The sequence below is a fragment of the Agrobacterium sp. 22117 genome (assembly GCF_052045735.1).
Classification (GTDB): Bacteria; Pseudomonadota; Alphaproteobacteria; order Rhizobiales; family Rhizobiaceae; genus Agrobacterium; species Agrobacterium cavarae.
Window position 1 is genome coordinate 704,167 of record NZ_JBQEPP010000002.1, and the last position, 22,273, is coordinate 726,439.

The 22,273-nt window shown below is 59.4% G+C and carries 19 protein-coding genes and 1 other RNA gene; 15 read left to right on the forward strand and 5 right to left on the reverse strand.

Annotated elements, in window-relative coordinates; all coding sequences use genetic code 11:
- Nucleotides 1–148: 148 nt before the first annotated feature.
- From ACTJKV_RS07770 to ACTJKV_RS07790, 5 genes are all read right to left on the reverse strand, one after another.
- Entirely contained in the window at nt 149–826 is a 678-nt protein-coding gene (locus ACTJKV_RS07770) for a class I SAM-dependent methyltransferase (protein WP_274102172.1), read from the reverse strand.
- Nucleotides 823–2,073, reverse strand: a complete 1,251-nt coding sequence (locus tag ACTJKV_RS07775) for a DUF3419 family protein (protein WP_274102173.1) — start codon at nt 2,071–2,073, stop codon at nt 823–825. The genes ACTJKV_RS07770 and ACTJKV_RS07775 overlap by 4 nt, the downstream gene beginning before the upstream one ends.
- 205 nt (nt 2,074–2,278) lie before the next feature.
- Nucleotides 2,279–3,391: a lytic transglycosylase domain-containing protein gene (locus ACTJKV_RS07780; RefSeq protein ID WP_274102175.1), complete on the reverse strand. Its 1,113-nt coding sequence runs from the start codon at nt 3,389–3,391 to the stop codon at nt 2,279–2,281.
- Between the two features lie 121 nt (nt 3,392–3,512).
- On the reverse strand, nt 3,513–4,148 hold the full coding sequence (locus tag ACTJKV_RS07785) for a LysE family translocator (RefSeq protein ID WP_274102176.1): 636 nt from the start codon (nt 4,146–4,148) through the stop codon (nt 3,513–3,515).
- 240 nt (nt 4,149–4,388) lie between these two features.
- Nucleotides 4,389–5,600 carry a pyrophosphate--fructose-6-phosphate 1-phosphotransferase gene (locus tag ACTJKV_RS07790; protein ID WP_274102177.1) on the reverse strand — a complete coding sequence of 404 codons (1,212 nt, stop codon included), beginning with the start codon at nt 5,598–5,600 and terminating at the stop codon, nt 4,389–4,391.
- Between the two features lie 309 nt (nt 5,601–5,909).
- On the opposite strand from ACTJKV_RS07790, the gene ACTJKV_RS07795 reads away from it, so the two are divergent.
- The 15 genes from ACTJKV_RS07795 (at nt 5,910) to ftsW (ending at nt 22,273) form a co-directional block, all read left to right on the forward strand.
- The gene (locus ACTJKV_RS07795) at nt 5,910–6,650 is read left to right on the forward strand and encodes a J domain-containing protein (RefSeq protein ID WP_062426508.1); all 741 of its coding nucleotides are present in this window, start codon (nt 5,910–5,912) and stop codon (nt 6,648–6,650) included.
- Nucleotides 6,647–7,414, forward strand: coding sequence for an N-acetylmuramoyl-L-alanine amidase (locus ACTJKV_RS07800; RefSeq protein WP_062426509.1), 768 nt, complete (start codon nt 6,647–6,649; stop codon nt 7,412–7,414). The genes ACTJKV_RS07795 and ACTJKV_RS07800 overlap by 4 nt, the downstream gene beginning before the upstream one ends.
- Before the next feature lie 247 nt (nt 7,415–7,661).
- Entirely contained in the window at nt 7,662–8,198 is a 537-nt protein-coding gene (locus ACTJKV_RS07805) for a lytic transglycosylase domain-containing protein (protein WP_062426510.1), read from the forward strand.
- A 177-nt stretch (nt 8,199–8,375) separates the two neighbouring features.
- Entirely contained in the window at nt 8,376–9,563 is a 1,188-nt protein-coding gene (locus ACTJKV_RS07810; protein ID WP_274102179.1) for an FAD-dependent oxidoreductase, read from the forward strand.
- A gap of 114 nt (nt 9,564–9,677) precedes the next feature.
- Entirely contained in the window at nt 9,678–10,871 is a 1,194-nt protein-coding gene (locus tag ACTJKV_RS07815) for an FAD-dependent oxidoreductase (protein WP_274102180.1), read from the forward strand.
- A gap of 84 nt (nt 10,872–10,955) precedes the next feature.
- An RNA gene (rnpB, locus tag ACTJKV_RS07820) (RNase P RNA component class A) lies at nt 10,956–11,359 on the forward strand.
- A 389-nt stretch (nt 11,360–11,748) separates the two neighbouring features.
- The gene (mraZ, locus tag ACTJKV_RS07825) at nt 11,749–12,189 is read left to right on the forward strand and encodes a division/cell wall cluster transcriptional repressor MraZ (protein ID WP_062426513.1); all 441 of its coding nucleotides are present in this window, start codon (nt 11,749–11,751) and stop codon (nt 12,187–12,189) included.
- A 14-nt stretch (nt 12,190–12,203) separates the two neighbouring features.
- Nucleotides 12,204–13,229: a 16S rRNA (cytosine(1402)-N(4))-methyltransferase RsmH gene (rsmH, locus tag ACTJKV_RS07830; RefSeq protein ID WP_113327896.1), complete on the forward strand. Its 1,026-nt coding sequence runs from the start codon at nt 12,204–12,206 to the stop codon at nt 13,227–13,229.
- Nucleotides 13,230–13,231: 2 nt separating this feature from the next.
- Complete coding sequence (gene ftsL / locus ACTJKV_RS07835) at nt 13,232–13,795, forward strand: cell division protein FtsL (RefSeq protein WP_062426515.1); 564 nt, start codon at nt 13,232–13,234, stop codon at nt 13,793–13,795.
- Nucleotides 13,795–15,534: a peptidoglycan D,D-transpeptidase FtsI family protein gene (locus tag ACTJKV_RS07840; protein ID WP_062426516.1), complete on the forward strand. Its 1,740-nt coding sequence runs from the start codon at nt 13,795–13,797 to the stop codon at nt 15,532–15,534. The genes ftsL and ACTJKV_RS07840 overlap by 1 nt, the downstream gene beginning before the upstream one ends.
- A 58-nt stretch (nt 15,535–15,592) precedes the next feature.
- Nucleotides 15,593–17,053 (forward strand): UDP-N-acetylmuramoyl-L-alanyl-D-glutamate--2,6-diaminopimelate ligase, encoded by a 1,461-nt coding sequence (locus ACTJKV_RS07845; protein ID WP_274102182.1) that lies wholly within the window; start codon nt 15,593–15,595, stop codon nt 17,051–17,053.
- Nucleotides 17,050–18,483, forward strand: a complete 1,434-nt coding sequence (locus ACTJKV_RS07850) for a UDP-N-acetylmuramoylalanyl-D-glutamyl-2,6-diaminopimelate--D-alanyl-D-alanine ligase (protein ID WP_274102183.1) — start codon at nt 17,050–17,052, stop codon at nt 18,481–18,483. Before ACTJKV_RS07845 ends, ACTJKV_RS07850 begins: the two co-directional genes overlap by 4 nt.
- Nucleotides 18,484–18,600: 117 nt before the next feature.
- A complete protein-coding gene (mraY, locus tag ACTJKV_RS07855; RefSeq protein ID WP_062426519.1) occupies nt 18,601–19,701 on the forward strand; it encodes a phospho-N-acetylmuramoyl-pentapeptide-transferase in 1,101 nt (366 codons plus the stop codon).
- Between the two features lie 3 nt (nt 19,702–19,704).
- Complete coding sequence (gene murD, locus ACTJKV_RS07860) at nt 19,705–21,114, forward strand: UDP-N-acetylmuramoyl-L-alanine--D-glutamate ligase (protein WP_274102184.1); 1,410 nt, start codon at nt 19,705–19,707, stop codon at nt 21,112–21,114.
- Between the two features lie 4 nt (nt 21,115–21,118).
- Nucleotides 21,119–22,273 carry a putative lipid II flippase FtsW gene (gene ftsW / locus ACTJKV_RS07865; protein WP_062426521.1) on the forward strand — a complete coding sequence of 385 codons (1,155 nt, stop codon included), beginning with the start codon at nt 21,119–21,121 and terminating at the stop codon, nt 22,271–22,273.

A 22,273-nucleotide genomic window follows, 5' to 3' on the forward strand; every position in this document is an offset into this window, starting at 1 on the left:
CAGTTGAATGAGTTCCCGCCGATTGCGCGCGCCGGCTCATTGGCCGACGCGGCATATCGTTAATCCGTATTTACCATAACAGGGTAAACAACCGGTTATGACAAGAGGAAGGATTAAGAATTCATTCCTGAGCGGTGAGGCGGCTTTCTCAAATTTTCGGCATCGTCAGCACCGCACGCCACGCATAGCCGCGGGCGAGCGGCTCGAACTCCAGGGATGCATTATGGCTTCCGGCAAGCGTCTCCAGTACGTAGCGGAGGTTTGAACGCGGTGTGACGTGGAACTTCGTCAGCCACGCCTGCAGCAGGCTGCGGAACCAGACGGGCAGGTGCTCCTGCTGGCCGAAATCGACGATGTGCAGCGATCCGCCCGGTGCCAGCGACAGGAGGGCACGTTCCACGGCCTTTTCCCATTCGGGAATCATCGAGATCGCATAGGAGATCATGATGCGATCGAACCCTTCGCTGCGACCGAACTCTCCCAGCCTGAAGGTGGTGGCGTCAGAAACGCGCAGCGTTGGACGCGCCACCTTGCCCGAGAAGTTCTCTGCCGCCGTGCTCAGCATCTCGGCGGAGATATCGAGACCGTAGAGCTTGGCCAGCGGAAAATGACGGGCGGCGAGCAGGAGATTGCGGCCTGTGCCGCAGCCGACCTCCAGAAGGCTGCCGCCATGGGGAATATCCAGACGTTCAATCGTGCGGTCACGTCCGAGCAGATAGTATTTGCGGGTAATGTCGTAGATGTGCCGCTGATGGCGGTACATTCTGTCCATCAGGGTCGCATGCTGGGCGTTTGCGAGGCCGACGCTGTCTCCGATGCTCTTCATGCCGATGCCCTCTGATAGATGTGGAAGCCGCCATAGATGGCCGACCGGTCTTTAGCATTGAGTTCAAGGGAGCGGTCTTCGAGATAGGACCATTGGGCGCGGATATCAGCAGAGAGGCGGCCTTCGATGACACTCTTTTCTGCCGCCGTGCGGAAGATCACGCGGGCGTCGGGTGTCGCGGTACGGCTGATCTGGGCCCATAGCTCGTTGATCTGCACGTCGCTCATCCAGTCCTGCGCATCGAGCAGCACATAGCGATCCACCGACGAGGCGGGTTTGGACGCCAGAAGCTCGGTGAAGGTGGCGTGGTGGACGGTGACGCGATCGGCATTCTTGCGAATGGCGTCGTAATATTCGGGTTTCAGATAATCCGGTAGCGTCCCTTCACTGGCATCGGGGTAGCGGCGGGCGAAGGCTTGCCAGGCAAAGTAGTTGTCTTTCAGGGAGAAGTCGCAGGCGAGCTTTTCCAAGCGTCTGCGCAAGACGGGCGCGATGGTGTTGCCGTCCGAGAGGCTGGCAAGCTCGTCATATTGGCGCGGTGGAATGCCAAGGCCGAAGAGCGAGCTTTTGCGCTTGGTCAGCCAGCGGATCATCGGCTTGTCAAAGAGAGGTCCCACCTTCTCATCGAAGAACCGGCGCTGCTCTTCTATCGAGCGGGTCTTTGCAATGTCCTGGAGCTTGACGCCGTGCAGGCGCGCCAGCAGGTGTCCGGCGCCGATGAAGCGGCCGAGCAGTCCGGTACGGTAGATGTTGCGATCGAAAACGGAGATGCGACGGCGTCCTGCAATCGTGCGCTTCGACCAATAAGCGCGCGTCTGCGCATCGAGGTTCGGGGCGATAAAGCGGTCATAGCCTTCGCTATTGGAGCCAATATTGGCCTTGCCGAATTGGCGCACGACATCGCCATGGCTCGGCAGGTGGCGGAAGGCCGCGAGCTTCAGCCGATTGAGAGCGATGTGGTGGGGGTTGAGATCGACGACGTCGATGCTTTTCGGGCTCTGCGACAGGTAGGCCAGCGCATTGCAGCCGCCCGAACCGATGGTCACGATGCTATGACCTTCGCAAAGCTCCATGGCCTGCATGTCGACATCCGGGTCTTCCCAGATTTGCGGATAGACGAGGCCGGAAAACAGCATGCCAAACAGCCGCTCCGACAGGCCGCTCGTTGAAAGCGCCTTGTGCTGGAGAAGGGCGGCCTGGAGCTTGGTATTCTTGCTGAAGCCGGTTTTGGGGGCAGCACTCGTCATATGATTCCACCTATCGTTCGGGTGACAGGCGTGTAGCGTCAGGACGCAACAGTTTAATGACGGGAGGAGATGGAGGCAGTCACTCCGTTAGCGCGCGTTGATAAAAGGTTGCCCTGAGCAGTGCCGCAGACGCCAAAAGGCGTTCGACTGCCCTTTGTTCAAGGGCAGGTCAGATCATAGAGAGTTGAGGGAATAGAGCGTTCTGCTACTGACGCAGGACGTGGAGCATGTTCTTGCGCTTGGCGTCGTAATAATAGCCGCGGGCATAAAGACGCACAGCGCCGTCACGATCGTTCTCAGATACCTTCCACGCACCGCTCAGATATTTGACGGCATAGCGCAGATTTGTCTCTGCATCGAAAAGACCGGAGGCGGGGCCACTGAAACCCATGGAACGGGCGGTGGCATGCTTGATCTGCATCAGGCCAAAGTGACCACGATTATAGGCGCCGGGATTGTAGCGGCTTTCGCGCATGACGACGCGGTGCACCAGATCTTCAGGCACGCTGTACATGGTGGCGTATTTGGAGATCAGACCGCTGAGCTTCTCGCGACCGACGGGCTGCGGCCCGGTGCTGAGCCCCTCGCGCGTGCTGATCGCAGCCAATGCTGCGTTCTGCGGGGCGGAAGCGTAGGCGAGAACGGTGCTGTCAGGCTTGGGCAGCGGCACGATCGTTTGCGCGCGCACCATGTCTTCCGTCAACTGCACAGGGGCCGCCGATGGCGTACCGGGTGGTGGCGGGGCCGGTGGGAAGGAGCCCTTGACGGCTACGACCTGCGGCAGGGATGCGGTGGCGGAGGTGTTTGCTGCGGCCTGAAGGCCGGCGGCGTGATTGGTCGTCATTGCCGTCGCGGCAACTGGCGTTGCGCCAAGCGATGCTGCCGTTGTAGCCGATGCCATTTGTGGCGTGCCGGTCGGCGATTGCATCTGTGCGGAGATTGCGGCTGCGGCTGCAATTTCTGCTGCCGGGGGAAGGGCGACACGACCGCCCTTTAGGGCCGGCGTGGAGGGCATAGGGGTTGTCGCGGAATTGGATGCGACCTGAACCGGGGAGGCCGCGTCGGCTGTCGGCGCGTTGGTCGCTGCCGCTGCTACGGTGCCGGGCTGATGGCCCTCGGTCGTCGTTTGCGTGCCGGGCGCTACCGTACCTGCCGCCGTTGCCGGCGCTGCGACGGGTGCGGCTGCAATCTTCGGGGAATGAACGTTGGAATTCGCTGAATATTCGACGCTGGTGCATCCTGCCAATGCCAGCGTCAAGCCCATGGTGGACGACAAAAGTGACGCCGATTTACGGCGCAAATTGCCAGAAAATATCATGCTGCCGCCTCTACTTTGCCTGCCTGTTGATGCCCCCGTATCAAACGAAGCACGCAGTCTCCTGGGCGGATCATTAACCTATCGTAAGGATTCCGGCAAGACGGGAGGCGTCAGATGTGTTTCAGGCGGCGATGCGACGGTAGCCGGCGGAGACGGCGCGACCGGTAATGAAGCGCGTTCCGCGGTTGTTTCGGACCTTTTTCGTCACCGATGCACGACGCACCATGGCGATCGTCGAGCGGGCAAAAGTGGCCTGCAGAGTGAGGCAGAGGAGGGACAGGACCAGGGTCGCGGCCTGCATCTGCGTCAATGTTTCCACCACGTCGCGGGAGCGATTGATGAACTGCGACAGGAAGGCGATGAAGAAGGCGAAGTAGCGTAGGCGCAGCGCCGCCAAGACGAAGCAATCGACAAATATGGTGCCGAGTGTTCTGGCGCGCAGATTGTCATTCTCCGCCTGTGATTCGCGCGCGGCGGGCGTTGCGATCGTCCACAGGCCGAACAGCATCAACCAGCCGATTCCAGCCCATTGGATGACATCGAGAAAGGACGAGGGCACATAGGACGCGCCAGCCACCACGATGGCCGCCGCGGAAAATGTCGTCATGACGCCAAGCGTCGCGCCGCTGACCGACGCGATCATGGTGCGCTTGCCGCGCACCGCTGCATAATTTGCAACCTTGAAAGCAATTGGCGATGGCAGCGCAAAAAGAATGGCACAGGCTGTGCAGAACACCAGCCAGACTTGTGCGGACATGACGACCTCCTTGCCCTTCACATCTTTTTACCAAGCGATGAGGCGATAATAAAGCCTTCGTCACATGGAGTTTGGAACAATGCGGGCTTTCCCGCGCTGCGTTGTGCGAAAGCCACGCATTCCTCCAGGAGAAGACCATGGGGGAATAAAGCATCGGCCCGGAAACCAAAACGGATTTCCGGGCCGATGGATGCATCACGTCAATCACGTCTTCCTAATTATTTAGGGAGACTGGAACTGTTACGCCGCTTTGAAGGGCTGGCCGATATGGTCCATCACCTCGGAGAACCAAGGCGTCGAGATATCGAAATGCTTGCCGCCCTTGATGCGCGGGAACTCGATGGTGCGCAGCTTGCCGCCCTGATCCTCATCATGACCGGTGACGCCGGACACCTTGTTCAGCGCGCTTTCGACCGCCAGATCCACCATGCTGTGGATCAAGCGCAGGTCTTCGCCATTGGCCGGGGCAGACCGTGCATAGTAGCCGGACTTCTGTACCATGGTGCGCTCGGCGCCGATCAGGCTTGCAAACTGCTTCTGGAACCAGCCGCCGACATTGATCGTGTCGATCTTCACATGGCCGAAGGCATCGCGCTTGACCGCTTCGCCGGCCGCTTCACGCTCCGCCACGATCGAATCGAGGCCTGCACCTTCGGAGACGAAGAGGGTGACGAAGCCGTTCTTTTCCATGATTTTCTTCAGGCGGGCCGCTTCTGCCTGGATGTCGAAGGCCATTTCCGGCAGGTAAAGACCGTCGATGCGCTTCAACTCTTCTCCCATCAGCAGGCCCTCGACATAGTCGTTGCCCTTGACCTTCTGGATGTAGGCGCGTGCGGTGGCCGCCGTGAGCCAGCCGCAGTGACGCCCCATGACTTCGTGAATGACGAAGGTCTTGGGCGCCGCACTCTGTTCATTGCCGACATTGTCGAAGAAATTTGCGCCGACTTCGGCAGCCGTCCAGGCGCCAAGCGACTGCTTGATCGGGACCACGTCATTATCAACCGTCTTGGGAAGACCGACGACCGTCAGGTTATAGCCATTGGCGCCGAGATAGGCGGCAAGGTCTGCCGCGGTCGTGTTGGTGTCGTCGCCGCCAATGGTGTGAAGAATGGTGACGCCATCCTTGGCGAGGCGATCGGCGGCAACCTGCAATGGGTTTTCGCCTTCCTTCACCAGTCCACGCTTGGCGCAGTCGGCCGCATTGGTGAGCTTCACGCGGCTGTTGCCGATCGGAGAGCCGCCATAGCGATGCAGCAGGGGAGCCTTCTCACGCATCTCTTTGGTGATGGCGACGCTGTCGCCGAGAAGCATGCCCTGATAGCCGGAGCGGTAGGCCACGATGTCGATTTCGGGAGCGATGTCGGTGTAACGCTCGATCAATCCGCCCACGGCAGACGAGAGGCAGGGCGCCAGTCCGCCTGCGGTCAACATTGCGACTTTCTGTTTGGCCATTGGGGCTCTCCTTTGTCGGTTCTCAATGCGTGTTGGGGCAAATGGATGCGACAGCCTGTTTTGCATGTAAAGTTAATTTCTCAAGAAAAACGGGTATTTCGCGGTATTTTCGAATATCGGTGAACTGCTTGGCGAATATAATCGTTTCAATGCCAAGAAGTGTCGACGACCTCGGAACCGGCTTGTGGAAAAGCTGTTACGGCGGTGTCAGACAATCAGCATAAAGCGAAGCTAAGATGACGAAAACTTAATGATCTGCGACCTTTATGCGTCTTGCATTCACACCATGGAGCCGTCATGCTGAGAGACATGATGTTCGATTTCGCCTGTTTGCACATTTCATCCCTCTGGGAGCGGCTGCTCGGCGCGATCGGCGAAGCGGCAGGAAATGTGCTGGGTCGAGTGATCGAAGCGGTTAGAACCGTTTTCGAAGGCGATCCGGAAACCCGCCGCAAGGTTTCCTTCTCAGTCGCGATCATCGCTCTTTCCGCCAAGATGGCGAAGGCTGACGGTGTCGTGAACGATGCCGAGGTGCGCGCCTTTCGCCAGATATTCGATTTTCCGGAGGAGGAAGCCAAGAACGTCGCAAGGCTCTATAACCTCGCGCGTCAGGACGTTGCCGGTTATGAGGCCTACGCCGAGCGGCTTGCGGGTCTCTGCGGTACGGGCCGTGAAAATTGCGAGATGCTGGAAAGCGTCGTCGATGGTCTGTTCCACATTGCCAAAGCCGATGGCCTGATTCATGAGCGTGAAATGGCCTTTCTCGGACGGATCGCGGAAATCTTCCGGATCACCGAGGATCATTTCGAAACGATCATGGCGCGCCATGTCCACATGGACGGCCGAGATCCCTACCGCGTCCTCGGCGTTTCGCCATCCGACGACTTCTCCGATATCCGCAAGCGCTACCGTCTGTTGGTGGCCGAGCATCACCCCGACAAGCTCATTGCCCGTGGCGTTCCGATGGAATTGCATGCGGCCGCGAATGAGCGTATGGCGGCACTCAATGCCGCCTATGCGGCCATCGAGAGAGAACGCCGCGTCGCATGAGTGACTTTCTGCCGGATTATGCCGGTGCCAGCGTCCAGCCCTCGCCAAACCATGGCGAGCGGGTGGGGGTGAGCGCACCCGACTCCATCATTCTTCACTATACGGGGATGGAAAGCGCCGAGCGCGCGCTGTCCTGGCTTTGCGAGCCGGAAAGTCAGGTTTCCAGCCACTATCTCGTTTTCGAAGACGGACATGTCATTCAGATGGTGCCGGAGAGCCGTCGGGCCTGGCATGCGGGCAAGAGCTTCTGGGCGGGCGAAATCGATCTGAACTCGCGTTCCATAGGCATCGAGATCGCCAATGGCGGCCACCCTGCTGGCCTTCCGGATTTTCCTAAAGCCCAGATCGACGCCGTTGCCGAATTATGTCGCGACTGTGGCGCGCGGTGGTCGATTGCGCCGGAGCGGGTGCTCGCGCACTCCGATATTGCCCCTGTTCGCAAGGTGGATCCGGGCGAGAAGTTCCCATGGGACATCCTGTCGCAGAAGGGCGTCGGCCACTGGGTCCAACCCGCGCCAATCGGCGGCGGACGCTTCTTCCAGCGCGGCGACAGCGGACAACCGGTTGAGGCCTTGCAGTCCATGCTGTCGCTCTATGGCTACGGCGTTGAAATTTCGGGCAGTTATTGTGAAAAGACGGAAGGCGCAGTTGCAGCTTTCCAGCGTCATTTCCGGCCTGCGCTGGTGGATGGCATCGCCGATTTCTCCACCATCGACACGCTGCACCGGTTGATTTCGCAACTGCCCAAGTTCAAGCGCGCGTAGGCGTCGTTGTCGATAAAAGCGGCGTGATCGGCGCTGGTCCACATTGCGTTCCTAGGCCCTTGCCACAGTAAATCCTTATTGGCCGACTTTAAACGCCGCATCGAAATGCGGCCGGCTGGGTGTTGTCCTAGACGCCGTCAATATCAATGACGAAGACTTTCCGAAGGATTGTTCCCGTGACTTTCCCGATGCGTGCCCTTGCGCGTCCATTACTGGATGTCTTTGTGACTGGAGACTATTTCTACTGATGAGAAGAGTGATTGTTGCTGTCTCGGTCTGCATCTCGATGCTGGCCGTGCAGACCGGAATTGTTGTTGCCAAGGATGACGTGAAAACCAAGACCGTGACGCTGCAGACCTATTTCCGCAAACCCGGTTACCCCATCCCTGAGCGGACCCTTCCTGCCACGCTGAAGAACGATTACTCCGATCTTATCGTCAAATATGCCAAGCGTTACGGCGTACCGACGAACCTGGCGCACGCGGTCGTTTCGGTGGAAAGCCGGTTCAATCCGAAGGCCCGCGGAAGTGCTGGCGAAGTCGGGCTCATGCAGATCAAGCCAGCTACCGCAAGGATGATGGGCTATCGCGGCACGGTGAAGGCGCTCTACGATCCGGAAACCAATATTCGCTGGGGGATGCAGTATCTCGCCACGGCGCATCAGCTGGGCGGCGGCGAAGTCTGCAGCACCATTTTGCGCTACAATGCAGGTCATGGGGCAACCCGTATGAACCCGGTGTCGAAGGCCTATTGTGGCAAGGTGCAGGCGCTGCTCCAGGGATGATCGTATCGGTGCGGTTTGGGCTTCTTTCTGCCGGCAGATTTTGTTAGTCGAGAACGGCGATAGCATCGGCCCGAAAATTGGATGCGATTTTCGGAAAGCACGATGCGTCCATTCAAAAAGGTAAAGCGTCCTTCGTGCGTCCAATAGGACGCACGGCGCTCTACGACGGAGCGCAGGATGACCGACTTCAGATACATCGTGATCGGAGCTGGAATGATGGGGGCCGCTGCGGCACGCCATCTTTCTTCGCAGACGGAGGGCGTGGCGCTGATCGGTCCTGCCGAGCCGACAGACCGCAAGAGCCACTACGGCGTGTTCTCCAGCCATTATGATGAGGCGCGGATCACGCGCGGTTTTGACGGCGACCCGGTATGGGCGGAACTCGCGAAGCGCTCGATCGAACGATATGCCGAGATCGAGCAAAAGAGCGGCATCCGGTTTTATCACGAGTTGGGCTGCCTCTTCACCGGCAATGGCAATGGGCTGGGCGGTGATTATGTCTCGGGCGCCATGGGCAGGAAAGACGCGCTGGGTCTGACAGTCGAGACCTACGAGCCGGACGCGCTTTCCTCTCGTTTTCCAATGTTCTCTCTGCCGGACGATCACCATGGCTGGTTCGAGCCGCACAATGCCGGTTACGTCAATCCACGCGCCTTGGTGAAGGCTCAAATCACGATTGCCGGGCAACAGGGTGCCTCGATCCTTCGTCAGACGGTGGTGAAGGTTTTCGATGGCGGTTCAGGCGTCGAAATAGAGACCTCGGAGGGGCATCGATACACGGCGGAGAAGGTGATCGTCGCAGCGGGCGGCTTCACCAATATGGCCGACATTCTGCCTGTTAAAGTGGACATGGCGGCAACCGGCCGCACCATCGCCTTCTTCGAACTGGACGATGAGAAGCAGGAAGCCTTTGCCGGCATGCCCTCCACCATCGTGCTGGCGGCGAGCGAAGACGACATCGTTTACATTCTCCCACCTGTTCGCTATCCGGATGGCAAGGTCTATTTGAAGATTGGCGGGGAAAGCGAAAAGGGCAGGCTGGAAACACTCGATCAGGCGGTCCAGTGGTTTCATTCCGACGGGACTGCGAGTGAGGTGGATTTCCTTGTCCGTCGCGCCATCGAGTTGATGCCCGCTCTTGCCGGATGCCCCGTGACGTCCGGCTCCTGCGTTGCCTCCATTACCCGCACTGGCTATCCGTATATCGGCTACACATCGTCTTCCAATATTGCGGTGCTGACCGGTGGCAATTTCGTTTCGGCGAAATCTTCCGATGAGATTGGCCGGCTTGGGGCGGTGCTTCTGCTTGAGGGGCAGTTGAGCGAGGATAATTTTGCGGCGCAGATGGCGCCGGTGCTCGTCTGACGGCCTATGTGTCAGGAGGCAGTCCTTCATCAAGACACTCAAATCCCTCTGGCGGTGAATCAGGAAGCCGCTACAAGTCTTTGACGCAGAATCTGAAATCGGTTGAGAGCAGTTATGGCAGCGCAGTTCAAATATATTGTCGTCGGTGCGGGCATGATGGGGGCTGCTGCTGCTCGGCATCTTTCTCTCGAATCGGATGGTGTGGCGCTGATCGGGCCGCATGAGCCCGCCGACATCCGACATCATCAGGGTGTGTTTGCCAGCCACTACGATGCGGCGCGGATCACGCGGACCATCGATGATGATGCGGATTGGGCGCGGCTCGCCAATCGCTCGATTGAGCGCTACCGGGAGATCGAGCGCGAGAGCGGGATAGGCTTCTACCACGAGGTCGGTTGTCTGATTGTCGGCAAGGCGCGTGGCACCGGTGTGCCCTATATAGAGAATGTCTGCGCTGCGGCCGAGACGCTTGGGGTTGATACCGACGTTTTTGAAGATGCCGAGTTGATCGAGCGCTTCCCTTATTTTTCCTTCGAAAGTGGTTGCGAAGGTGTCTTCGAAAGGCGCAATGCCGGTCACATCAATCCACGCGAAATGGTGCGCGCGCAAATCCTGGCAGCGCAGAAGCGCGGCGTGATGCGCTATGACGATATTGTCGTTTCGGTCCGGGACGAGGGTGGTGTGGCGACCGTCACCACTGCCTCCGGCAAAAGCTATACGGCGGAAAAGGTGCTCGTGGCTGCGGGCGGATTTTCGATTGCGGAAGGGCTGTTGCCGCAGGCACTTTCGATGAATGTGTATGCTCGCACCGTTGCATTCTTCGAGGTCGATGATGCCGATCTTCGAGGCTTTTCAGAAATGCCGTCGCTGATCTATGAGCCGAGTGACCCGACCAAGCACATCTATCTTCTGCCGCCGGTCGTCTATCCCGATGGCAAGGCCTATCTGAAGATTGGCGGCGATCCGGAAAATATTCTGCTCGGTACGGATGCGGAGATCCGCGCCTGGTTTCGGACTGGCGGAAAGCCTGAGGTGCGGAATAATTTCGCAGCCATCATAGAGACGCTTGTTCCCAGCATCGATGTGACACGACTGTCGATGGCGGCCTGTGTCACGTCCTATACGCCAAGCGGATATCCGGCGATAGGTTATTGCGGATCTGGGCGGATTGCGGTTCTGACCGGCGGCTGTGGCGCAGCGGCGAAGAGTTCAGATGAGATCGGGCGGCTCGGCGCGGTGCTGTTGGCCCAAGGCCATATCGAGGACGAAGGTTACGAGACGGATTTCGCACCGGTCTTCGCCTCGTAAGTCTGGCGGCTCCCTTTAACCGCAGCTCAACTTGCGACGATTTTCCGTTGGCTTTTCATCTTGAACCCGTCTAAGGAGCGCGTGCCAGTTGGCCGGGCAGCCGCGCTTTATCAATGTCGAAAGACGGTGAGGTGAGGAAAGTCCGGGCTCCACGGAAACACGGTGCCGGATAACGTCCGGCGGGGGCGACCCTAGGGAAAGTGCCGCAGAGAGTAGACCGCCACCTTTCAGGTGGTAAGGGTGAAAGGGTGGGGTAAGAGCCCACCGCGCCGCTGGTAACAGGGGTGGCATGGTAAACCCCACCGGGAGCAAGACCGAATAGGGATGACGTGGGGTGCCGCGGAAGCAGCGCCTACAGCCTGTTTCTGGGCGAGTCATCCGGGTGGGTTGCGCGAGGCGGCATGCAAATGTCGTCCCAGATGAATGGCTGCCACGTTCCGGGTCAAACCGGGGCCATACAGAACCCGGCTTACAGGCCAACTGGCGATTTCTCTCTTTTTCACTCCTCATGCGAAGCCGATTCCGGCGATCGCAATAGGTCATTGTTATCGTTCAACTATTTTTCATTAAAACTTCCGTTACGGAAGGCAGAGATGCCGCGTGAAACGGTTGCCGGTAAACCATTCGTTAAACTTAACGGGATATGAATATTCGAATCCGAAGTCGGTTCGCGCCGCCTTCTCCCATTGACGCCCATAGTGTCCCATGGTATCCCAAATGCACACCACAAGGGGTCGTGTTTTTGACCCGCAATCGCTGAAACGGAGACAAGGCCTTTCCAAGGCTGCAGGACTTTTTGTTCTGCCGGTCAGCGATTTGTCGTGCGTATCGGTGTCGCCTGAGCATGCGGCTTCAGGCGTTTCTGGCGAGTTGTCATATGGGGCGCTTTTTATCGAACGTGACGAACAGGATCGACGCCAAGGGGCGCGTTTCGGTTCCATCGGCGTTTCGTTCGGTGCTGGCACAACGCGACATCCAGGAGCTTTATTGTCTTCAGGATTTCGCTTTTCCGGCCATCAGCATTGGCGGGCCGGACCTGTTGGATCGCTACGAGCGGCAGATCGCGTCGATGGACGCGTTTTCGCCGGAAGCCAATGCAATGTCGCTGCTGGTTCACGGTGGCGGCGTGTTCATGAAGCTCGACGGGGAAGGGCGGTTGATGGTCACGGATTTCATCCGGGACTTCACCGCTATCACCACCGAAGTGACCTTTGTCGGTCGGGCGGATCATTTTCAGTTGTGGCAGCCGGAAGCGTTTCACGAGGCGCAGACGGCGGCAAGAACGGGGCGCAGTTTTTCTGCTGTTCGTCCCGTATAAGGCGGGGACACGGAATGGCGGCGAATTCTGGCGGACGATCTTCTGATGCCGGTGGCGGACCTGTTCGCCACATTCCGGTTCTCCTTCGCGAAGTTCTAAGCGCGCTCGATCCCGCGGAAGGCAAGATCATTCTCGACGGTACATTCGGCGCTGGCGGCTATACCCAGGCGATCCTCGAGCGCGGTGCGAATGTCATTGCTCTCGATCGTGATCCCACTGCCATCGCTGGGGGCCAGCCGATGGTTGCCGCCAATGGCGGGCGGCTCTCTCTCATTCAATCGCAGTTTTCCGATCTGGCAGCGCATGCGCCTGCACAAGGCCTCGATGGCGTGGTCTTGGATATCGGTGTCTCCTCCATGCAGATCGATGAGGCCGAGCGCGGCTTCTCCTTTCAGAAAAACGGACCGCTCGACATGCGCATGTCGGCATCCGGCGTCTCCGCGGCCGATGTCGTCAACCGCTGCAAGGTCGGCGACCTGATCCGTATCTTCGGCTTTCTCGGTGAGGAAAAGCAGTCAGGGCGTATTGCCCGTGCCATCGAAAAGAAGCGCGCGGAAGAGCCCTTCCGCACGACGCGCGACCTTGCCGGGCTGATCGAAATCGTCACGCCGCGCAAGGCGAAGGACAAGATCCATCCCGCAACCCGCGTCTTCCAGGCGCTGCGCGTCTTCGTCAATGACGAGTTGGGCGAACTGGCAAAGGCCTTGTTTGCGGCCGAACAGGTGTTGAAGCCCGGCGGACGCCTCGTCGTCGTTACCTTCCACTCGCTAGAAGACCGTATCGTGAAGAAGTACTTCGCCGATCGTTCCGGTCGCGCGGCAGGGTCTCGCCACATGCCGATGGTGGAAGACAAGCCGGCGATCTTCGATTCGCTCGGCAAGCCTATGATTGCGGCGAGCGAGGAAGAGGCGGAGTTGAACCCGCGCGCCCGGTCCGCCAAGCTGCGCGCCGGCATTCGCACCACCGCTCCGGCACGTCCGGCAGATATTTCCATTTTCGAACTTCCCGATCTCGCCAGCCTTGAAAAGATGGGAGGCTGACCATGCTGCGTACACTCGACCTCATTCTCGTCGGCGTGATGGTGTCAGCGGCCGTCGTCACCTATTCCATCAAGCATCAGGCCGATCTCAAGCTTGAATCCGTCAAGAAGCTTGAAGCCGAAATCAAACTCGAGCGCGATACGATCGATCTTCTGCGCGCCGACTGGGCGCTTCTGACACAGCCGAACCGATTGCATCGTCTGGTCAACGCCTATCAGGCCGATCTTCAATTGACGCCGACGCTGCCGACGCAACTCGCACAGCCGCAGGAGCTGCCGATGTTGCGTTCGCAACTGCCGCAGCCGCCAGAGCCGGAGGGCATGAGCGTCGAGGATGTGATCGCTGCTGCGGTCAACGGCTCCAAGCCGGGCGCCACACTTGGTGGTGCCAAGCCGAAATCGGCACCTGCCGGCCAGATCGTCGCCACTGGCGGCAAGCCTGTTCCGGCACCAGCGCCGCGCTCGCATGTGGCCCGTGTGCCCAAGCAGCCAATGCCTGCTGCGAAAGCGCCGATTGGCGACGAGTCCGGCGAAATGGATGAAACGATAACAGGATCGGTGGACTGATGTCTTTTCTCTCTCGCGTCATGGTTTTGAAGAGCAAGGCCCATTTTTCCGCCAGCACGATCGGTGGGGCGGACCATGCTGCCTTTGAGGGCGCACGCAAGAAGCGCGCTTCGCAGGCCAAGAGCCGCGTTGGCCTGTTGATCTTCGGCTTCGTCTGCTTCTACGGCGTTATCGGCGGTCGTCTGGTGCAATATGGCTTGGCCCAGCAGGAAACCGTTTCCAGTATTGCGCCCGCCGACAGGCTGATGGCCTCGCGTCCCGATCTTCTGGATCGCAACGGCGAAGTGTTGGCGACCGATATCCGCACCGTGTCGCTTTTTGCCGAACCGCATCGCATCGTTGACGTGGATGAGGCGATCGAGAAGCTGCGCACCGTTCTGCCCGATCTCGACACGCGCGGCACCTATCAGAAGCTGACAAACAATTCGCGCTTCCAGTGGTTGCGCCGTCAGTTGACACCGAAGCAGCAGAGCCAGATCCTGGCGCTTGGCATTCCCGGCATCGGTTTCCGTCCTGAAAAGCGCCGCTTCTATCCGGGTGGTCCGACGGCGGCCCACGTTGTCGGCCACGTGAACATCGACAACCGCGGCGTTGCCGGCATGGAGCGCTATCTCGACAGCCAGGGGCTGGCCGATCTGACAGCGCTTGGCATGACCTCCGACCAGCCGCTTGAGCCGGTGAAGCTTTCCATCGATCTGCGCGTCCAGGCGATCGTGCGCGAAGTGGTGGTCAATGCCATTCAGAAGTTCCAGGCGATTGGCGCAGGTGCTGTTGTCATCAACGTGCATACGGGCGAAATCCTCGCCATGGCGTCGCTGCCGGATTACGATCCGAACAACCCGGCGGAAGGCGCCAAGGAAGGCTGGCTGAACCGCATGTCGAACGGCACGTTCGAGATGGGCTCGACCTTCAAGTCCTTCACCATCGCCATGGGTCTGGACGAAGGCGGCATCTCGCTCGGCTCCACCTTCGATGCGCGCTTCCCGATCCGCATCGGTGGCTTCACCATCAAGGACTTCCACGGCAAGGGACGCATCTTGTCGGTGCCGGAAATCTTCCAATACTCCTCCAACATCGGTACGGCGAAAATTGCCGATACGGTTGGGACCGAAGGGCATAAGGAGTTCCTGACCCGTCTTGGCCTGCTGTCCCGGATGCAGACGGAATTGCCGGAAGTGGCGATGCCCACACAGCCGCGCCAGTGGAAGAAGATCAATTCCATCACGATTTCCTTCGGTCACGGTGTATCGACCACGCCGCTGCAGACGGCGATTGCCGGTGCGGCCCTCGTCAATGGCGGCAAGCTGATCGAACCGACCTTCCTGCCGCGCACCGTCGAACAGGCCGACCTTGTGGCGAAGCAGGTGATCAAGCCGACCACCAGCCGCGACATGCGCTTCCTGTTCGAATGGAACGGCGTCAATGGCTCCGGCCGCAACGCCCGCGTCGAAGGCTTCAACGTCGGCGGAAAGACCGGAACGGCCGACAAGGTTGTCAATGGCCGCTATGTCCACGACAAGAACTTCAACGCTTTCCTATCGGCCTTCCCGATGGATAAGCCCGAATATGTGGTTCTTTCCTTCATCGACGAACCGAAGACGGACAAGGGCAATGGTGCGGCACTTGCAGGCACGTCCGCGGCCCCGATGGTGCATGACATCATCACCCGCTCGGCTGCGATCCTCGGCGTGAAGCCGAAGTTCGGCAAGGATGGCTCGGCCTTGCTCGTGTCTTATTGATTGGTACAGCTTATGATGGACCGGCGATTCGCGTCGGGGGGACATGACGGACACATCAATGAATTTGCGAGATCTATCGGGACAGTCGTTTCCGGAACTGAATGAATTGCTTCGCGCAGATGCCGGAGCGCTGACCATCACCTCAATCACGGCGGACAGCCGCAAGGTTGAGCCGGGCGCGCTCTTCGTCGCCGTTTCCGGCAACAAAGCGGATGGCGCGACCTTCGTGCAGGACGCGGTTGCCAAGGGTGCTGCCGCGATCGTTTCGGGCCAGCCCGTTTCCGCAGATGTGCCGGTTCTCGTCGTTTCCGATCCAAGATTGTATCTCGCGCTTGCCGCTGCCCGCTTCTACTGGAAGCAGCCTGAGACGATGGTTGCCGTCACCGGCACGGCCGGCAAGACGTCGGTTGCGTCCTTCACCCGACAGATCTGGGCTTTCGCTGGTCATCCAGCCGCGCAGATCGGCACGACCGGTGTGATTGCGCCCGGCCGCGAAGAATATGGTTCGCTGACGACGCCCGACCCGGTTTCGCTGCATGCGCTTCTGGCTGAGTTGGCATCGGAAGGCGTGACCCATGCGGCAATGGAAGCATCCAGCCACGGTCTTGATCAACGTCGTCTGGATGGCGTGAAACTCTCTGCTGCCGGCTTTACCAATCTCGGTCGCGACCACATGGATTACCATCCAACGGTCGAGGACTATATGGCCGCGAAGATGCGGCTGTTCGATACGCTGCTTCCGAAGGGCTCACCCGTCGTCATCTTTGCCGACGATCCATGGTCGGCTCAGGCGATAGAGGTGGCGACGAAGGCCGGTCACGATGTGCGCACGGTTGGCCGTAAGGGCGATTATCTGGCGTTGAAGCGTGTCGAGCACTTCCGCCATAAGCAGATGATCGAGGTGCATCACGAAGGTGCAATCCACGAAGTTGATATCCCGCTTGCGGGCGATTTCCAGGTTGCTAATGCACTGGTCGCGGCGGGTCTTGCCATGTCGACCGGCGTGTCCGCATCGGTGGCGATGAAGGCGCTGGAAAAGCTGATCGGTGCTGCCGGTCGTCTCGAACTCGTCGGACAGACGAAGAATGGCGCGCTGGCTTATGTGGATTATGCCCATAAGCCCGACGCGCTGGAAAATGTTCTGAGCTCGGTGCGTCCCTTCACCTCGGGCCGCATCATCACTGTGTTTGGCTGCGGCGGTGATCGCGACAAGGGCAAGCGTCCAATCATGGGCGAGGTGGCAACACGGCTTTCGGATGTGGTGATCGTCACGGACGACAACCCACGCTCCGAAGAGCCTGCCACCATTCGATCCGAGATCATGGCGGCGGCGCCCGGTGCAATGGAAATCGCAGACCGCGCAGAGGCGATCCGCCATGCCGTGTCGATGCTGGGGAATGGAGACACATTGATCGTTGCGGGCAAGGGGCACGAGGAAGGTCAGATCATCGGCGGCGTAACACTGCCGTTTTCGGACCATGAACAGGTGCGTTCGGCGCTGGAAGGATTGAAGATTTGAACTGGTTATGGACAGTTGCGGACATGATTGCCGTTACGTCGGGACGTCCGGTCGGCAATCTGCCGCAAGGTATCACGGGCATTTCCATCGACAGCCGCACGGTGCAGCAGGGTGAAGCCTTCTTCGCCATCAAGGGCGACCGGGTCGACGGCCATGATTATGCAAGTTTTGCCGTTGCCAATGGCGCGAGCCTGATGGTTGTCGCCGAGGCCAAGCTGCCGGCACTTGGACGCCTGACGGTGCCGATGATCGTCGTCGATGACGTTCTCTCCGCCCTCGTCAAGCTTGGTATTGCTGCGCGTGAAAGGACCTCAGCACGCATCATTGCGGTTACCGGCTCGGTGGGCAAGACGACGACCAAGGAAATGCTGCGGCAGGTGCTGGCCCCATCGGGCAAGGTGCATGCCGCGGTCTCGTCCTTCAACAATCACTGGGGCGTGCCGCTGACGCTGGCGCGTATGCCCGCCGATACCGAATTCGGCGTGTTCGAAGTGGGAATGAACCATCCGAACGAAATTCGTCCACTGGTAAAGCAGGTGAAGCCGCATGTGGCGATCATAACCACCATTGCAGCGGCGCATCTCGGCAACTTCAACAGTCTCGAAGAGATCGCCGACGCAAAGGCTGAAATTTTCGAGGGTGTTCTGCCCGGCGGTGCGGTGATCCTCAACCGCGACAATGCGCAGTTCGAGCGGCTGGAGGCGGCAGCACTTCATGTCGGCATCGACCATATTCTGACTTTCGGCCAGCATGCCAAGGCTGATTTCCGGCTTGCAGATTTCGAAAGCACGCCGAATGGCTCGACCATCTGGGCGATCATCAATGGCGAGACCAGCGAGCTGAACATCGGTACGCCGGGTCGTCATGTCGCAGAAAATGCCATGGCTGCCCTTGGCGTCGTCGCTGTGACCGGTGCCAACCTCGATCGCGCTTTCCATGCGCTCGGCAATCTTCGAGCCGTCAAGGGCAGGGGAGAGCGCCACCGCTTGTCGGTTGGCGATGGGTCATTCCTCCTGATCGACGAGAGCTATAACGCCAACCCGGCCTCCATGCGCGCGGCGATCGCGCTCCTGGCGCAGGCGGAAGTGCGCGGCAACGGACGGCGCATTGCGGTTCTCGGCGACATGCTCGAGATGGGCGAGTTTACCGCGGAGGTGCATGAAGAGCTATCCGGTCCGATCCTTTCTGCCGGCATCGAACATGTGTGGCTTGCCGGAGAATCGATGGCGCATCTTCGCGATGCGCTTCCCGAAAGCGTCAATGTGTCCTGGTTCCCGACGACCGCTGAGCTGGCTGACTTCGTGTTGAAATGGGTGCAGCCGGGCGATGTGGTAATGATAAAATCGTCACTTGGCATCGGTTTTGGCAAGATTGTCTCGGCTCTTCTTGACAAGTATCCGGCATTCCCCGAGACGGAGCGCCAGAATTAGGAAGCCTGAAAGCCCGAATTTTTCGGCTTTCTGCGCTCGATACGGAAACAAGGACCTTGAAGCGGCGCTGGCATTACCTCCCGCCCGCCGCTTCGACCGCCTTTCGAAAGGGCAAACATGCTGATCTGGCTCGTTGAACTGTCGGACAAAATTCAAATCTTCAACCTGTTCAGGTACATCACGTTCCGGGCGGGTGCAGCGCTCTTCACCTCCGCTCTCATCGTCTTCCTGTTTGGACCGGCCATCATCAATTCGCTGCGCATTCGCCAGGGCAAGGGTCAGCCGATCCGCGCCGATGGCCCGCAGACCCACTTCAAGAAGGCCGGTACGCCGACCATGGGCGGCCTAATGATCCTCGCAGGCATTCTTGGCGGGTCGCTGCTCTGGGGCGATCTGTCGAATGTCTATGTGGTTGCGGTTCTTCTGGTGACGCTCGGCTTTGGCGCCATCGGCTTTTACGACGACTACCTGAAGGTGACCAAGCAGAGCGACAAGGGCTTTTCCGGCAAGGCGCGTCTCGGCATCGAATTCGTTATTGCTGCCATCGCCACCTTTTTCATGATGAAGATTGCGCTTGCGACGGCACCGCATGGCGGAACGCTTGGAAGCTCGGTCGCCTTTCCCTTCTTCAAGGAATTCGTGATCAATCTCGGCTATTTCTTCGTTCTCTTCGGCGCGTTCGTTATCGTGGCGGCCGGTAACGCGGTCAACCTGACCGATGGTCTCGATGGTCTTGCCATCGTGCCGGTGATGATTGCGGCTGCGACCTTCGGCGTGATTTCCTATCTCGTCGGTAATGCGATCTTTGCGAACTACCTCCAGATCAATTTCGTGCCCGGAACCGGTGAGCTTGCGGTGATCGTCGGTGCCGTAATCGGTGCCGGTCTTGGCTTCCTCTGGTTCAATGCGCCGCCCGCTGCCATCTTCATGGGGGACACCGGTTCTCTGGCGCTTGGTGGCCTGATTGGCTCCATCGCCGTCGCTGTCAAACATGAGATCGTGATGGTGATCGTCGGCGGTCTCTTCGTCATGGAGACGCTCTCCGTCATCATCCAGGTGTTCTGGTTCAAGCGCACCGGACGGCGCGTGTTTTTGATGGCGCCGATCCACCACCATTTCGAAAAGAAGGGCTGGACGGAGAGCCAGGTGGTCATCCGCTTCTGGATCATCTCCGTCGGTCTCGCCATGCTCGGCCTCGCCACGCTGAAGCTGAGGTAAGCGATGATCCCCGTCACCACACTTGCGGACAAGAAGGTTGCTCTCTTTGGTCTTGGTGGCTCCGGCCTCGTGACCGCCAAGGCCCTGGTCGCCGGCGGCGCCGATGTCATTGCCTTTGATGACAACCCCGACAGTGTTGCGAAGGCGCAAAGCGAGGGTATCCCGACTGCTGACCTGCGCACGCTGGACTGGTCGAAGCTTGCCGTTTTCGTGCTGGCGCCGGGCGTGCCGTTGACGCATCCGAAGCCGCACTGGTCTGTCGATCTTGCCAAGGCGGCGGGCGTCGAGGTGATTGGCGATATCGAGCTTTTCGTTCGCGAACGCCGCGCTCATGCGCCGAAGTGCCCTTTCATCGCCATTACCGGCACCAATGGCAAATCCACCACGACGGCATTGATTGCGCACATTCTGAAATCGGCAGGCCGCGATACACAGCTTGGCGGCAATATCGGCACGGCCGTTCTCAGCCTCGACCCGCCGAAAGCAGAACGCTTCTATGTCGTCGAGTGCTCGTCCTATCAGATCGATCTCGCTCCGACATTGAACCCGACCGCTGGTATTCTGCTCAACCTGACGCCGGATCACCTCGATCGCCACGGCACGATGCAGCACTATGCCGATGTGAAGGAGCGTCTCGTTGCAGGAAGCGATACCGCCATCGTCGGCGTCGATGATAGCTACTGCACGCTGATTGCGGACCGCATCGAACGTGCTGGCGTCAACGTCACCCGGATATCCAAGCGCAATGTCGTGGCGGACGGGCTTTATGCCGAAGGCAGCCGGGTCATGAAGGCCGCGGGTGGCACGTCGTCGCTGCTCGTCGATCTTGACGGTATCCAGACGCTGCGCGGCAGCCACAATGCCCAGAACGCGGCCGCTGCGATTGCGGCTTGCCTGGCGGTCGGCATCTCCGACGATGAGGTGAGGGCAGGCTTGACATCATTCCCGGGCCTGAAGCATCGCATGCAGCCTGTCGGGCGGCGTGGCAATGTCACCTTCATCAATGACAGCAAGGCCACCAATGCAGACGCTTCGGCACCGGCGCTTTCGAGCTACGACCGGATTTACTGGATTGCTGGCGGCTTGCCCAAGGCCGGCGGCATCACCAGCCTGTCACCGCTCTTTCCCCACATCGCCAAGGCCTATCTGATCGGCGAGGCGGCGGCGGAATTTGCTGCGACGCTGGGTGAGGTGGTGCCTTACGAGATCTCCGGTACGCTGGACAAAGCGGTACAGCATGCCGCGGCCGATGCCCTTGCCGATGGTGCGAGCGGCAATGTCGTGATGCTCTCCCCGGCTTGCGCAAGTTTCGATCAATATAAGAATTTTGAAATACGTGGTGATTCGTTCGTTTCCCACGTCGCTGCACTCGATGGTGTGACGATGCTGGTGGAAGTGCAAAAGGAGCACTGAAGACATGGTAAGCCGTACTGACCGCGGTCCAGTCGCGGAGTGGTTCTGGACAATCGACCGCTTTTTCCTGGCGGCCTTCATTGCTCTCATCGGCATTGGCCTGATGTTGTCTTTTGCTGCGTCCCCCGCAGTTGCCGAGCGCATCGGTCTCAATAGCTTCTTCTTCGTCGAGCGCCAGGCGATGTTCATCGTCCCGTCGCTGGCGATCATGATCGGTCTGTCGTTTCTGTCGCCGCGCCAGGTGCGGCGCGTCGCCATCGTGCTGTTGATCGCCTCGCTGCTGATGATGATCTTCGCGCTGTTCTTCGGCATCGAGGTCAAGGGTGCCCGCCGCTGGATTTCGATCGGCAGCTTTTCCATCCAGCCGTCCGAATTCATGAAGCCGGCCTTCGTCATTGTCTGCGCCTGGCTCTTCGCCGAGCGGGCTCGTCATCCGGAAATCCCCGGCAATCTTTTCGCCATCATCACCTTCGGCATTGTTGCAGCCCTTCTGATTGCACAGCCGGACTTCGGGCAGACGATTCTGACATCCGTCGTCTGGGGCGGCATGTTCTTCATGGCTGGTGTGCCGTGGTTCTGGATCATCATGCTCGGCGGTCTTGGTGTCGGTGGTATCGTCACCGCGTATCTGATGCTGCCACACGTTGCGGGTCGTATCGACCGTTTCTGGACGGGTGAGGGCGACACGTTCCAGGTGGACACGGCGCGTGAAGCGATCATTCGCGGCGACTGGTTCGGCCAGGGACCGGGTGAAGGCATCGTCAAGCGCATCATTCCCGATAGCCATACCGACTTCATCTTCTCCGTTGCTGCGGAAGAGTTCGGTATCGTCTTCTGCATGGCCCTGGTTGCGATCTTCGCCTTCATCGTGCTGCGGGGCTTAAGCCACGCCTTCAAGGAAAAGGACGATTTCGTCCGCTTTGCCGTGGCAGGTCTGGTTCTTCAGATCGGTATCCAGTCGATGATCAATATTGGCGTCAATCTCGAACTCATGCCGGCCAAGGGCATGACGCTGCCGCTGATTTCCTATGGCGGTTCTTCGATGATGGCGATATGCGTGACGGCTGGCTTCCTGCTGGCGCTGACACGACACAGGCCCGAGAAGCGCGCACAGGAGCGCAGCTTCTTCCGCGTCGGCGCGGGTCTTCCTGCGGAGTAA